At 70.4% G+C, this 12,888-nt stretch carries 10 protein-coding genes; 5 read left to right on the top strand and 5 right to left on the bottom strand.

What is annotated here, in order from left to right; all coding sequences use genetic code 11:
* Positions 1-28 precede the first annotated feature (28 nt).
* Positions 29-868 carry a class II aldolase/adducin family protein gene (locus ABFO07_RS23260; protein ID WP_059561135.1) on the bottom strand — a complete coding sequence of 280 codons (840 nt, stop codon included), beginning with the start codon at positions 866-868 and terminating at the stop codon, positions 29-31.
* 20 nt (positions 869-888) lie between these two features.
* Positions 889-1,974, bottom strand: coding sequence for an LLM class flavin-dependent oxidoreductase (locus ABFO07_RS23255; RefSeq protein WP_059561129.1), 1,086 nt, complete (start codon positions 1,972-1,974; stop codon positions 889-891).
* Between the two features lie 318 nt (positions 1,975-2,292).
* Here ABFO07_RS23255 and ABFO07_RS23250 point away from each other — a divergent pair, with 318 nt between their 5' ends.
* Positions 2,293-3,555 (top strand): acyl-CoA dehydrogenase family protein, encoded by a 1,263-nt coding sequence (locus tag ABFO07_RS23250; protein ID WP_347469635.1) that lies wholly within the window; start codon positions 2,293-2,295, stop codon positions 3,553-3,555.
* A gap of 70 nt (positions 3,556-3,625) precedes the next feature.
* Here the strand turns inward: ABFO07_RS23250 and ABFO07_RS23245 are convergent, their stop codons facing one another.
* Entirely contained in the window at positions 3,626-4,546 is a 921-nt protein-coding gene (locus ABFO07_RS23245) for a LysR family transcriptional regulator (RefSeq protein WP_059807899.1), read from the bottom strand.
* 78 nt (positions 4,547-4,624) lie between these two features.
* Between ABFO07_RS23245 and ABFO07_RS23240 the strand changes: the two genes are divergently transcribed.
* Together ABFO07_RS23240 and ABFO07_RS23235 are read left to right on the top strand one after the other, a co-directional pair.
* Positions 4,625-5,191 carry a cysteine dioxygenase gene (locus tag ABFO07_RS23240; protein WP_059807896.1) on the top strand — a complete coding sequence of 189 codons (567 nt, stop codon included), beginning with the start codon at positions 4,625-4,627 and terminating at the stop codon, positions 5,189-5,191.
* Positions 5,192-5,242: 51 nt separating this feature from the next.
* Positions 5,243-6,868, top strand: a complete 1,626-nt coding sequence (locus ABFO07_RS23235) for a rhodanese-related sulfurtransferase (RefSeq protein WP_060150347.1) — start codon at positions 5,243-5,245, stop codon at positions 6,866-6,868.
* Between the two features lie 37 nt (positions 6,869-6,905).
* On the opposite strand, the gene ABFO07_RS23230 is transcribed toward ABFO07_RS23235, so the two are convergent.
* Positions 6,906-8,048: a glycerophosphodiester phosphodiesterase gene (locus tag ABFO07_RS23230; protein WP_059910827.1), complete on the bottom strand. Its 1,143-nt coding sequence runs from the start codon at positions 8,046-8,048 to the stop codon at positions 6,906-6,908.
* Between the two features lie 310 nt (positions 8,049-8,358).
* Between ABFO07_RS23230 and ABFO07_RS23225 the strand changes: the two genes are divergently transcribed.
* Together ABFO07_RS23225 and ABFO07_RS23220 are read left to right on the top strand one after the other, a co-directional pair.
* Positions 8,359-9,429, top strand: coding sequence for a phytoene/squalene synthase family protein (locus ABFO07_RS23225; RefSeq protein ID WP_059807890.1), 1,071 nt, complete (start codon positions 8,359-8,361; stop codon positions 9,427-9,429).
* 447 nt (positions 9,430-9,876) lie between these two features.
* A complete protein-coding gene (locus ABFO07_RS23220; protein ID WP_059910834.1) occupies positions 9,877-11,094 on the top strand; it encodes a porin in 1,218 nt (405 codons plus the stop codon).
* A 312-nt stretch (positions 11,095-11,406) separates the two neighbouring features.
* Here the strand turns inward: ABFO07_RS23220 and ABFO07_RS23215 are convergent, their stop codons facing one another.
* Positions 11,407-12,879, bottom strand: coding sequence for an efflux transporter outer membrane subunit (locus ABFO07_RS23215; protein ID WP_347469634.1), 1,473 nt, complete (start codon positions 12,877-12,879; stop codon positions 11,407-11,409).
* Positions 12,880-12,888: the final 9 nt, after the last annotated feature.

Raw genomic sequence — 12,888 nt, 5'->3', positions numbered from 1 at the left:
CGTGAAGCAGGGCAATGCGTGCGAGTGGTCAATCGAGCAGGTCGGGTTCGTCGGCGACGATGCGCGCGTACAGGCTGTCGAATGCGTGCAGCGCGCCTTCGGGGCCGCCGATCTGCCCGTGCGTATGGCGCGCGGTGGCCGGATCGATCGGCTGCGGCGTGCCGGCCGCTTCGGCGAGCAGCTGCGTATGCGCGGCGTTGTCGAGCGCGATGTACCACCACGCGGCCGCCTCGACGGACGGGCCGGCCGTGAGGATGCCGTGGTTCTTCAGGATCACGCCCTTGTGCGTGCCGCCGCCGGGCCGCGCGAGCGCCTGCGCGATCCGTGCGCCTTCGCTCGTGTCGACCACCATCCCGGTGAAGTCGTCGAACAGCGCGTGATCCTCGTAGAACACGCACGCGTCCTGCGTCAGCGGATCGAGCGGACGGCCGAGCGTCGACCACGCCTTGCCGTAGGTCGAGTGCGTGTGCGCGGCCGCGACGACGTGCGGATGCGCGTCATGGATCGCCGCGTGGATCGCGAACGCAGCCTTGTTCAGCGGCCGCTCGCCGATCGCGGTTTCGCCGCGCGCGTTGACGAGCAGCAGGTCGGACACCTTGATCTGCGAGAAATGCACGCCGAGCGGATTCACCCAGAAGTGATCGGGCAGTTCCGGGTCGCGCGCGGTGATGTGGCCGGCGAGGCCGGACGCGAAGCCGAAGCGCGCGAACAGGCGGAACGCGGCCGCGAGGCGCGCCTGGCGATGACGCCGCTCGGCGGCGGCGTCCGCGCGCGGCGCGGGCGGGTCGAACCAGAAGTGCTGGCGCGGCGACGCGGCGAGCGCGAGGCCGGACGCGGTGCGCACGGGCTGAGGCAGGACGGTGGACATGCGTGCGTCTCCGTTCCGGGTCAGGCCGCGCGGCGGGCCGCATCGCGTGCGGCGACGGCGGCGCGCACGCGTGGGATCAGCTCGCGGCCGTAGTCGATCGCGTCGTCGAGCGGATCGAAGCCGCGAATCAGGAACGTCGTCACGCCGAGGTCGTAGTAGTCGAGCAGCGCGTCGGCGACCTGCTCGGGCGTGCCGACCAGCGCCGTCGAGTTCGAGCGCGCGCCGGTCAGTTTCGCGATCTCGGTCCACAGCCGCTTGTCGACGCGGGAACCGCGCTCGGCGGCGGCGAGCAGGCGGCGCGCGCCTTCGCTCTGCAGCGGGGTGCCCGCGCCGAGGCCGGCGGCGTCGCGCAGCCGGCGCGTTTCGTCGAGGATCCGGTGCGCGCGCGCCCATGCGTCGTCCTCGGTCGCCGCGAGGATCGGGCGGAACGACACCGAGAAGCGCACCTGCCGGCCATGCTTGGCCGCCTCGGCGCGCACGCGCGTGGTCAGGTCGCGCACCTGGTCGAGCGATTCGCCCCACAGCGCGTAGACGTCCGCATGCTTGCCGGCCACCGCGAGCGCGGCGTCCGACGCGCCGCCGAAGTAGATCGGCACATGCGGCTGCTGATACGGCTTCACTTCGGAAAAGCCCTGGCGGAAGCGGTAATGCGCGCCTTCATGATCGAACGGCCGCGCCTCGGTCCAGATCCGGCGCAGGATGCCGACGTATTCGTCGGTGCGCGCGTAGCGGGCGTCGTGGTCGAGGAAATCGCCATCGGCCTGCTGCTCGCGATCGGAGCCGCCGGAGATGATGTGCACCGCGAGCCGGCCGCGGCTGAACTGGTCGAGCGTCGCGATCTGGCGCGCGGCGAGCGTCGGCACGGTGAAGCCGGGGCGATGCGCGAGCATGAAGTGGATCCGCTCGGTCGCGGCGGCCGCGTAGGCGATCGTCAGCGTCGCCGACGGCCCGGTGGAATGGTGCGGCACGAGGATGCGGTCGAAGCCGGCCGTCTCGTGCGCGCGGGCGAAGTCGCGCACGTAATCGGGGTCGACCGTCTGACCGGACGGCGGGTGGATCTCCGACTGCTTCTGGCTCTGGATCATGCCGATGAATTCGACGCTCATCTGGGGCTCCGGTGCAAGGACGGCCCGGCACGCGGGCCGGGTGGGACTGGAGCGCAGATTACTGCCGAGATCATGCGAAACGGAAATAATCAATACGGAATTGAATATCAGATTTGCATGGTTTGATCGGCCTGGCCACACGCCTACGCTGTGGGCTCGCGATCGATCGGGATCGCTGTCGGATGCATGTCTTGCGGGTGTTTCGCGCGTGAGTGCCGGGGCTTCCGGCAGGGCGCTGCGTCGGGCATGCACGTTGGCCCCGCGTCAGCGCCGTACCGGTCGATCTCCGCTTTCGCCCGACCGATGGAATCCGTCCCGATGCCTGCCAGCCTTGCCGTTTCCCCGCCGCCATCGCAGCCGCAGACGCTGCGTCACCTGCCGGCCGACGACGCACGCGTCGCCGCGCTGCTCGAACGCATCGCGCCCGAACTGGCTGCCGACGCCGCCCGCAACGACCTTCACGGCCGCTTCCCGCACGAGAACTTCGCGCGCCTGCACCGAGCGGGGCTGATTGCGCAGGTCGTGCCGAGCGAGCATGGCGGCGCGGGCGCGACGCTCGCGCAGGCGAGCCGGATCGTCGCGGCGATCGCACAGGCCGATCCGGCGACCGCGCTGGTCCTGACGATGACGTACCTGCAGCACCGCGCGCTCGGCCGCGCGGACAGCCGCTGGCCCGCGCCGCTGCGGCGCGCGGTGTTCGACAGCGCGGTGGCCGACGGCGCGCTGATCAACGCGCTGCGGGTCGAGCCGGCGCTCGGCTCGCCTGCGCGCGGCGGGCTGCCGGACACGGTGGCGCGCCGCGACGGCGACGGCTGGCGGCTGTCCGGCCACAAGCTGTACAGCACCGGCATTCCGGCGCTGCGCTGGCTCGCCGTGTGGGCGCGCACCGACGAGCCCGAGCCGCGCGTCGGCGTGTTTCTCGTGCCGCGTGATCCGGACGGCGGCGACGCGGGCATTCGCGTGATCGAAAGCTGGGACCATCTCGGCCTGCGCGCGTCGGGCAGCCATGAAGTCGTGTTCGACGACGTCCGGCTGCCGGCCGGGCACGCGGCGGACCTGCGCGCGCCCGACGCGTGGGCCGTGTCGGCGGCGAGCCACGCGGATCTCGACGCGCACGCGGACCAGCAGGCGTGGATGGTCGTGCTGCTCGGCAGCCTGTACGACGCGATCGCGCGGGCGGCGCGCGACTGGCTGATCGGGTTCGTCGCGACGCGTGCGCCGAGCGGGCTCGGCGCGCCGCTGGCGACGCTGCCGCGCGTGCAGGAGGCGGTCGGCGAGATCGAAGGCTGGCTGCACGCGAACCGCGTGCTGCTCGACGACGCGATTTCGCGCACCGATGCCGGCGCACCGCCCGCGGTGACGACGAGCGGGCTCGTCAAGCGAACCGTGATCGACCACGCGATCCGCACCGTCGAACAGGCATTGAAGCTGTCGGGCAATCACGGGCTGAGCCGCGGCAACCCGCTGGAACGCTACTACCGCGACGTGCTGTGCGGCCGCGTGCATACGCCGCAGGACGATGCGATCGCCGTCGCGGCGGGGCGGGCGGCGCTCGACGCGGCGCGCGGCGATGGTGCGTAAACCGCGCGGCGCGGCCGGCGGCACGGCCGGGCCGCGCAGGCCCGGCGGATCGTCGCCGTCGCCGCTGCCGTCATGCGGCGGCGGCGTCGCTTGCGCGCGCCGGCGGGTCGAACGCCGCGCGCGCGTGCCCGGCGATCGCCGCGAGCGGCGCGGCGAACCGTGCCGCGTCGTGCCGCCTGAGCAGCCACAGGTCGATCTGCGGCTTGAAATCGGCGAGCGGCACGATGTCGAGCGCGTCGCGCAGCGGGCTCTGTTCGACGAGCGGCAGCGGCATGAGCCCGAGCCCGACGCCGTTCGCGACGCTCTGCAACTGCAGGTCGCGGCCGAACGTGTCGAGCGTGACGCGCAGCGGCAGCCCGTGCGTGTCGAGCGCGCGCCGCAGGCCCGCGCGGAAGCCGCAGCCGTCCGGGTTGAGCACCCAGCCGCGCGCGTGGCAGTCGGCGAGCCGGTAGCTGCGGCGCGGCCAGTCGCCGCGGCGGCCGACCGCGACGAGCCGCGTGGTCAGCAGCCGCTCGCCTTCGACCTGCGGCGGCAGCCCCATCTCGCGCGCAAGGAACACGAGCGCCGCATCGAGCTCGCGCCGCGCGACCCGCTCGACGAGCGCGCCGCCCCATGCGGTCGTGACCAGCGGCGCGAGCGCGGGCCAGTGTTCGCCGAGCTGCGCGATCAGGCCCGGCAGCATCAGCTCGCCGAGGCCCTGCGTGAGCCCGATGCGGAATTCGCCGGCCGGCGGCAGCTGGCCGGCGGTCAGCTCGCGCAGCGCGTCGACTTCGCGCAGGATCGTGCGGCATTGCTCGAACACCTGGCGGCCGATGTCGGTCGGGCGCGGCGGTTTCGTGTTGCGGTCGAGCAGCACGACGCCGAGCGCCTCCTCGAGGTTCTGCACGCGTCGCGTGATCGCCGGCTGCGTCATGCCCAGCTCGGCGGCCGCCTGGCTGAGCGTCTGGCAGCGGACGACCGCTGCAAAAGCGTCGATATCGCTAATTTTCATGTTTGTTCTGCATGGATTTTCAGTTGCATCATGACGATCCATCATAATCGCGATGAATCATATTCGAAGAGGCGACCGATGAATACGGCTACCTTGCGGCAATCGCCGCTGCACCCGTTCGTCGACGCGCTGGGCGCGCTGCTTGCGTCCGGCGCGGACGAGGCGCGCATCCTGGACGAGGGCGGCGCGTTGCTGGCCGCGCTCGTCGCGCACGACGACTGGCTGCCCGACGCGTTCGCGCAGCCCGATCCCGAGCGCTACCGGCAGTACCTGCTGCATCTCGATCCGGACGCGCGGTTCTCCGTCGTCAGCTTCGTGTGGGGGCCCGGGCAGGCCACGCCGATCCACGACCACACGGTGTGGGGGCTGATCGGCATGCTGCGCGGCGGCGAGTTCTCGCAGCCGTACCGGCTCGACGCGGCCGGGCGGCCGGTGCCGGCAGGCGACGCGGTGCGGCTGCGGCCGGGGCAGGTCGAGGCCGTGTCGCCGCGCATCGGCGACATCCATCGCGTGAGCAACGCATTCGCCGACCAGGTGTCGATCAGCATCCACGTGTACGGCGCGAACATCGGCCAGGTCGAGCGCGCCGTGTATCTCGAGGACGGCACCGTGAAGCCGTTCGTGTCGGGCTATTCGAATGCGTGACGCCCGGCGCCGGATTCCATCCACTTCCACCCATCGACTTCATCGGACATCGTGACGCAACCCACTGATTCCACCCAACGCTTCGCCGCCGCGTCGTATCACGACGTGCGCGCCCGCCTGCTCGCCGGCGACGAGATCGCGCTGCTCGACGTGCGCGAGGAAGACCCATACGCGCACGGCCATCCGCTGTGGGCCGCCAACTTTCCGCTGTCGAAGCTCGAGCTCGACGCGTGGACGCGGATTCCGCGCCGCGACACGCCGATCGTCGTGTATGGCGACGCCGGCGGCGAGGATCTCGCGCCGCGCGCGGCCGCGACGCTCGCGCGGCTCGGCTACACGGACGTGCGGCTGCTCGACGGTGGCCTCGCCGGCTGGCGCGACGCGGGCGGCGAGCTGTTCATCGACGTCAACGTGCCGAGCAAGTCGTTCGGCGAATGGGTCGAGGCCGAACGGCATACGCCTTCGTTGTCGGCGCAGGAAGTCAAGGCGCTGATCGATGCGCGCGCGGACGTCGTGATCGTCGACGCGCGCCGCTTCGACGAATACCAGACGATGAACATCCCGACCTCGACCAGCGTGCCGGGCGCGGAGCTCGTGCTGCGCGTGCGCGCGCTCGCGCCGGACCCGGCGACGCAGGTGATCGTCAATTGCGCGGGCCGCACGCGCAGCATCATCGGCACGCAGTCGCTGGTCAACGCGGGCCTGCCGAACCCGGTCGCGGCGCTGCGCAACGGCACGATCGGCTGGACGCTCGCGGGGCAGGCGCTCGAACACGGCGCGGCGCGCCGTTTCCCCGGCGAGATCGACGCGGCGCAGCGCGCCGACGCGCGCCGCGCGGCGCGGGCCGTGGCCGAGCGCGCGGGCGTGCCGCGCATCGCGCTCGCCGACGTGGCGGCGCTCGCGGCGCCCGGCCGCACGCTGTACCGCTTCGACGTGCGCACTCCCGACGAATATGCGGACGGCCATCTGCCGGGCTTCCTGAGCACGCCGGGCGGCCAGCTCGTGCAGGAGACCGACCATCACGCGCCGGTGCGCGGCGCGCGGATCGTGCTCGCGGACGACGACGGCGTGCGCGCGGACATGACCGCGTCGTGGCTCGCGCAGATGGGCTGGGACGTGCGGGTGGTCGAGCCGGACGGCGCGCATGCGTTCGACGAGACCGGCGAGCCGCCGCGCGACGTGCCGGCGGCGCCCGAGGTCGCGGAAGTGTCGCCCGCGACGCTGGCGGGCTGGCTGCGCGACGCGGCGCCGGATTCACTCGCGATCGTCGACGTGACGGCCAGCGCGAACTACGTGAAGCGCCACATCCCGGGCGCGTGGTTCGCGGTGCGCGCGCAACTGCGCGACGCGCTCGCGACGATTCCGGCCGCGCAGCGCTACGTGTTCACCTGCGGCTCGAGCCAGCTCGCGCGGTTCGCGGCGGCGGATGCGCGCGGCCTGCTGCCGGTGTCGGCGCAGATCGCGGTGCTGGCCGGCGGCACCGCCGCGTGGATCGCCGCGGGCCTGCCGCTCGAAACGGGCGAGACGCGGCTCGCGTCGCCGCGCGTCGACCGCTACCGGCGGCCGTACGAAGGCACCGACAACGCGGCGGCCGCGATGCAGGCGTACCTCGATTGGGAGTTCGGGCTCGTCGATCAGCTGAAGCGGGACGGCACGCACCACTTCCGCGTGATCTGACGCGCGGCGGCGCGCGCCGCGCGTCGACGCGTGAAGCTCAGCGCTTGAAGGTATCGACCGCCGTGCGGCCGACCGCCGGATCGTCGGTGAAGAAGCCGTCGATCCCCGCGCGCAGGTACGCCTGGATCTCGCGCACCGAGCCGGCGGTGTTGCGCGCGCTCGCCGCGCCGCCGTCCTTCAGCGATGCCGGCAGGAAGTTGTTTTCCGGCCGGAACGTGTACGGGTGCACGACGAGGCCGGCTTCGTGCGCGTAGCGCACGTACTGCGTCGGCGCCTGCAGCGTGCCGTCGGCGTTCACGGCGATGATCGACGTCTTGTACGGCCCGACGCCGTTCGCGTAGGTCGCGACCTCGCGCATGCCGTCGCGCGTCGACAGGTCGCCGTACGTGCGCTTGTCGTTCGCCTTCACGAAGTCGTACGGGCGCTGCGCGGCGTCGTCCATCAGCTGCACGAGCTTCCAGTTCGGCTGGCTCGCGCGGATCCGGTTGCGGATCGTCTTCAGGTTCGCGACCTCGAACGACTGGATGTAGATGGTCGCGGTGGTCGCCGTGTACGCATCCTTGAGCAGCGCATCGACGAGGCGATCCTCGAGCGGCAGGCCGATCGACTGGAAGTAGGTCGGGTGCTTGGTTTCCGGATACAGGTGGATCGTGCGGCCGACCTGCGCGGACATCTGCTTCGCGAGCGCGACGATCTCGTCGAACGTCGGGATCTCGAACTGGTCGTTGTACGCGGTGTTCGCCGGACGGATCTGCGGAATGCGCTCGCGGGCGCGCAGCGTCTTCAGCTCGGCGAGCGTGAAGTCCTCGGTGAACCAGCCGGTCAGCTGCACGCCGTCGATCGTCTTGGTCGTCTTGCGGCTCGCGAACTGCGGCAGCGCCGATACGTTGGTCGTGCCGGAAATCTCGTTCTCGTGGCGCGCGACGAGCACGCCGTCGCGCGTGGAAACCAGGTCGGGCTCGATCACGTCCGCGCCGTCCTCGATTGCCTTGCGGTACGACGCCAGCGTGTGCTCGGGGCGCAGCGCGCTCGCGCCGCGGTGGCCGACCACCTGCACCCTGGCGGCAATCGGCTGCGTGGGATCTGACGTGACGTCGTCGCCGCCGCAGCCGGCGAGCAGGAACGTGGCGGCACAGGCGAGCGGGACGCAGCGGTGGGCGAACGGGCGCTTGAAGAACATGTCGATGAACCTTCGGAACGGGTTGGGGTGGAACGGGAGGGTTTCGGGACGGCCCGCGCGATTCTGGCGCAGGCATGTAAACGATCCCGAACGGGACGGGATCGTCTCATCGGATCATTACACATGTATTACTCGATGCTTTCCGGTTGATTCGACGGGTGGGGGGCTTCCGGCCGCTGCCGCGACGCTGTCCTTGGCCGGGTCTTGCGCCGGATGCACTAAACTTGCGGGACTTTTGCATCGCCGGGCGGGGGCGGGCGCAGGATGCCGTGCGCGTCCGGCGTGCGGTCCCGCCGAATTTCCCGGACCCATGACGACCCAAACCGATCCCGCCTACCTGCTCGGCGAACTCCTCAAGAACGTTTCCCGCTCCTTCTACCTGACGCTGCGCGTGCTGCCGGACGGCATGCGCAACCCGGTCGGCCTCGCGTACCTGCTCGCGCGCGCGGCCGACACGATCGCGGATACCGCGCTCGTCGCGCCGGACCGCCGCGCGGCGCTGCTGACGCAATTGCGCGAGAACGTCGAGCAGCTCGACGACGGCGTCGCGCTGTCCCGCGCGCTGGAAGACGTGACGCGGATGCAGACGGATTCCCACGAACACGTGCTGCTCGGCTCGATGCCGCCGATGCTCGCGCTGCTGCGCGCGCAGACGGACGCCGACAGCGCGGCGATCCGCAAGGTCGTCGCGACGCTGACGTCGGGGATGGAGTTCGACTTGCGCACGTTCCCGGACGAGCAGGCGGGGCAGGTGGCCGCGCTGCCGTCGCGCGACGCGCTCGACCGCTATACGTACCTCGTCGCCGGCTGCGTCGGCGAGTTCTGGACCGACATGACCGGCATGCACACGCGCGCCGCGCGGCGCTGGAACCTGCCGGACATGCGCGAGAAGGGCATCCGCTTCGGCAAGGCGCTGCAGATGACCAACATCCTGCGCGACTGCGCGAAGGACTTGCGGATCGGCCGCTGCTACCTGCCGCAGGAGGTGCTGGACGCACATGGGCTCGGCGTGGCCGACCTGCTGCGGCCGGACGCGTCGCCGCGCGCGCGCGGCGTGCTGGTCGACCTGCTGCGCGTCGCGCTCGCGCAGTATCGCGACGCGTGCCGGTACACCGTCGCGATTCCGCGCCGCTTCGTGCGGCTGCGCCTCGCATGCCTGTGGCCGATCCTGATCGGCCTCGAGACGTTCGAGCTGCTGGCCGGCCACGACGCGTGGCTCGACCCGGCGCGGCCGGCCAAGGTGCCGCGCAAGCGCATCTACCGGATCATGGCGTCGTCGCTCGCGATCGTCGGTTCGAACGCGGCGATCGAGGCGCGGGTGGAGCGGCTGATCGAATCCGTCGATTCATTGATTCGGGTCAATGCGCCGGGTGCGCACTGAGGCCCGGACGAGGGCGCCCGTTCGATATCCCAAGCGATTGTTTCGCTGCATGCAGCAACCCCGGTGCAACGATTCGGTTGCCGAAATACCACCGTCATATCCGTCCTGCATCCTCCGCGGTCGCGGCGTAAGGAAGCCATCGCCCGGGCGCGGATTCATCCATGAAATCCATCGCGCGGGCATATGACGACCCCGGATGGAAACGGTTGCACGCGTAAAAATGTAAAGCTAGGGTTTTCACTGGGAAATGCCTGAAACCCGCGCCGGCTATGCCGCTGCGGGCCGCGCGTAACTGTTTAGTGAACCTTCGCGTTGCGTCGATCATACGATGACCGACCCGGCAGGTTGGGAAACAATCGGCAATCCGTCAGAATTGCGTCCGCATGTACTCGCACATGTGTCAGAACCACACCAGATAAGAATTCATTCTTTGAGGACGGAGAATCAATGAAAAAGCGCGTCGCTTTCGCCATGACGGCAGCTGGCCTTGCAGCCGCCACCGCCGCCCACGCTCAGAGCAGCGTGACCCTGTACGGTATCGTCGACAACGGTATCGCTTACCAGAACAACGCAGCGGCGAAGGCCGGCGACACCTCGGGCGGTCACTCGAAGGTGCTGATGTCCACGGGCGTGTGGGCGGGCAGCCGCTTCGGCCTGAAGGGTTCTGAAGATCTGGGTGGCGGCACGAAGGCGATCTTCCAGCTGGAAGCTGGCGTGAGGACCAACGACGGCACGTCGCAGTGGACGGGCGGCATCTTCACCCGCCAGGCATGGGTCGGCCTGACCAACCCGGCGTACGGTACGCTGACGGCTGGCCGCCAGTACACCGCGTACTACACGCTGCTGTCGCCGTACAGCCCGACGACCTGGCTGACCGGCTATTACGGCGCGCACCCGGGCGATATCGACTCGCTGGATACCAGCTACCGCGCTAACAACTCGCTCGTCTACATGTCGCCGAAGTTCTACGGCTTCACGGTCGGCGGTTCGTACTCGCTCGGCGGTGTCGCAGGCAGCTTCAACCGCGGCTCGACCTGGAGCGCGGCAATCCAGTACCTGAATGGCCCGGCAGGCATCGCAGTCGGCTACCAGCGCATCAACAACTCGACGCTGGGCGGCGGTGTGTGGGGCGCGAACTCGACCGCGCAAAACGGCCTGGATACGAGCGGCAACGGCGCAGAGCAGGCCGTGTCGGCGATCAACAACGGCTACAAGTCGGCTCAATCGCAGCAGCGCGTCGCCGTGACGGCCGGCTACCAGTTCACGCCGGCATGGGACATCTCGGTGTCGTACTCGAACGTCCAGTACATTCCGGGCCTCGGTTCGTCGTTCCGCAACACGGCGATTTTCAACACGGGCGGTGCCGTGCTGCACTGGAAGGCAAACGCGCAGTGGGACTTCGCGGCTGGCTACTCGTACACGGCGGCAACGCAGTCGAACGGCGTCACGAGCTCGGCGAAGTACCACCAGGTCACGCTGTCGCAGTACTACAGCCTGTCGAAGCGCACGGGCCTGTACGCGGTTGAGGCATACCAGCACGCAAGCGGCAACACGCTGAACGGTGGCAAGATCATCGCAGCAACGACCTCGATCGGTGACGGCGTTAGCGCAGGTTCGAACCAGAACCAGATCGGCGTCGGCGTCGGCCTGATCCACCGCTTCTGATTCCGCGCGGCGCGCGAGCGCCGCTTGCAGCATGCGGTATGAAAGCCGGCCTTCGGGCCGGTTTTTTTTCGTCCGCGTTTGCCGCTCGACGTGGCCCGATCCATCTTTCCCGGGCCGAGCGCGTGACGTCCGGTCCATTCAAGCGACCGTCCGACCTCGCTACGCTTCTCCTTGACGATACCGACGGAGAAGCCAGCGCAATTCCCCCTCTCCATGCGGCAATCTCCGAGCCGCGTATCGCCGGCATGTCTTTCGTGGCTCCGCTGCCCGGCCCGGCGGGGCCATCTTTTTCATGCCGGTTCACTACGCGCGTCACGGCGCCATCCAGCTTCCCCCCAACGCCTGAAACAGCGCCGCCGTATCGGCGAGCCGATCCGCCTGCGCACGCGTGCGATCGAGCGCCGTCTGCAGCGCCTGCCGCTGCGCGTCGAGCAGCCCGAATTCGCCGAGCCCGCCGGCCGCGTAACGCGCCGCGGAAATCGTGTTGCTCGCGTCCGCTTCGCGCGCCGCTTCGTCGCGCGACCGCAGCGTTTCCGCGTCCTGTTCGACCGCGCGCATCGCATCCGCGACCTGCTGCAGCGCCAGCAGCACGGTCTGCCGGTAATCGGCGAGCGCCGCATCGTACGCGGCCTCGGCAGCGTGTTTTTTCGCGCGCAATTCGCCGCCGTGGAACAGCGGCTGCGTCAGGTTCAGGCCGATGTTCCAGATATTCAGGCCGTTCACGATATCCGCGATGCGCGTGCGCTCCGAACCCGCGCCGGCCGAGATCGCGAAGCGCGGATACAGGTTCGCGGTCGCCACGCCGACGTTCGCGCTCGCCTGATGCAGTACCGCCTCGGCCGCGCGAATGTCCGGCCGCTCGCGCGCGAGCGTGGACGGCAACGTGACCGGCAGCGCACCGGGCAGCGCGAGCGCGTCGAGCGGCACGTCCGGCAGGTCCGCTTCCGCGGGCGGCATGCCGATCAGGATCGCGAGCCGGTGATCGGCCTGCGTGCGCTGCGCCGCGAGCGGCGGCAGCGACGCCTGCGTCTGCGCGAGCAGCGTGCGCTGCGCATGGACGTCCGCCGTCGACACGCCGCCCGCCGCATGACGCGCTTCGACGATGCGCAACTGGCGCGCCTGCGCATCCGCGAGCTGCTGCGTCAGCGCGAGCTGCCGCGCGAGCGACGCGCGCCGGACGACGGTCGCGACGACATTGCCCGCCAGCGTCAATCGCGCCGCCTCGAGTTCGTACGACTGGTAGTCGACCTGCGCGCGCAGCGCTTCGAGCGCGCGCCGGTTGCCGCCGAATACGTCGAGCACGTACGACACGCTGACCGACGCGTTGTACAGCGTGAACGGCCCCGGGTTCGGCACGTTGGCCGGCAGCCCGAACGCGGCGGTGTCGACTTTCTCGCGCGTGCCGGACAGCTTCGCGTCGACGCTCGGCCACTGCGTCGCGCCGGCCTGCGCGACATAGTTCTGCCGCGCTTCGTCGAGCTTCGCGCGCGCCGCGTCGACGGTGGGGCTGTGCTTCAGCGCGTCGTCGACGAGCCGGTTCAGCGGCTCGCAGCCGAACTGCGTCCACCAGCGCGGCAGCGCGTGCCCGGCGATGGCGAAGGTTTGCGGGTTTCCGGCCGCGCCCCCGGCCGACGCCGTCGTCGCGGGCGGCGCGCCGCGCGTATAGCGCTGCGTCGGCGGCGCCGCAGGCGTGCCGAAGTCCGGCCCGACCGCGCAGCCGGACACGAGCGCCGCGACGGACGCAACGCAGGCAGTGACGCGAACACGGCGGCGGACGAATGACATCGCGGCGCG

This window comes from Burkholderia stagnalis (assembly GCF_039848545.1).
GTDB classification, from domain to species: Bacteria; Pseudomonadota; Gammaproteobacteria; order Burkholderiales; family Burkholderiaceae; genus Burkholderia; species Burkholderia stagnalis.
The sequence above is the reverse complement of the archived record's forward strand: the minus strand, read 5'-3'. Positions and strand labels throughout refer to the sequence as shown.